The organism is Oleiphilus sp. HI0080, assembly GCF_001635135.1.
Genome location: NZ_LWFU01000683.1, coordinates 1 through 1,209 on the forward strand (window position 1 = coordinate 1; position 1,209 = coordinate 1,209).

General features: G+C 45.4%; 1 protein-coding gene. It reads left to right on the forward strand.

The annotated features are described in order from the left end of the window. The first annotated feature begins 119 nt into the window (after nucleotides 1-119). Nucleotides 120-1,139 carry a GGDEF domain-containing protein gene (locus A3751_RS14840; protein ID WP_068457528.1) on the forward strand — a complete coding sequence of 340 codons (1,020 nt, stop codon included), beginning with the start codon at nucleotides 120-122 and terminating at the stop codon, nucleotides 1,137-1,139. Nucleotides 1,140-1,209 lie beyond the last annotated feature (70 nt).

Here is a 1,209-nt window from a genome sequence, read left to right on the forward strand (position 1 = left end):
AAGGCTAACTATAATAACAACTTATCCTCAAAAGTTATAAGCAACCTTATATATCTGCTATAACTTAATATACAGCTTTTATTTTCCACCTTTGAGCGCCATGCAAGAAGTACCAGACCATGCAATCAAATAGCGATATTACAGCCGCCGTTACGCTGCTGAAGCAGACTCTGCCTGAGATGCAGAAACGAAACATTGCGACGACACCCGAGAACTATGCCGTTTGGTATGAGTATGTGAGCGGCCGCAACGCCTCGCTCGTAAATGAGATTAATCTTTTAGATCTCAACAAAACCGCATTCACATCAGCAATTCATAAGGACCTCTATCAAAAACATATTGCAAGTGAACGGGAAGCGCTCGTAAATCAGCTTAGTGATAACGTGAAAGGGGTCATCAACAGCTTTTTGAAGCAAGCTCGGCAAGAGGGTGAAGGTCTAGGCATGTATTCCAAGGCGCTTCAGGATATATCTTCTGAAGCGGATGCGATGCAAAGCATTGGCGAGTTGAAATTAATGGTTGCGCAGCTTATTGAACACACGAAGCATCGTGAGGACGCCGCAAGTGAAATGCAAAACTCTCTCGTATCGATGACTCGAGAAATGCAGCAACTCAAAGAAGAGGTAGCGCGGCTAAGCGGCGAATCTAGCATTGATACTCTGACACGAATCCCGACGAAGAGTGTTTTTATTGAGGATCTTGAGACACATGCAGTCATGGCTCGATCAGATCAGGAAGCAATATCGATTGTTCTGCTTGAAGTGGACGACTTTAAATTATTTCGCAGTAAATTCGGCGATGCCATTGCGGATAAAGTGCTAAAGTTTATCGCCACCCTGTTCAAGAAAAACCTAAAGGGTGCGGACACGATAGCCCGTTATGGCGAACAGACCTTCGCGATGATTTTGCCCGACACCAACACTGACGATGCACATAGCGTTGCTGATAATTTGCGCATGAGGCTTGCCAAACAAACCCTCTCCGATAGCGCAGCAAAAGTTCAGCTTGGCACAATTACAGTATCGGCGGCGATAGCAAGTCTGAAGGACAACGAAAGCGCCGAGCAAATGTTACGGAAAACAGAGTCGGCCTTATCCAAAGCCGTGAAAGAAGGCGGTAACAAAATCACGACCGCCTGATCCAGGTGACGCTAAAGATTACTAATTAGCGTTCCGACTCCTTCATCAGTAAAGATCTCTAATAGAGTGG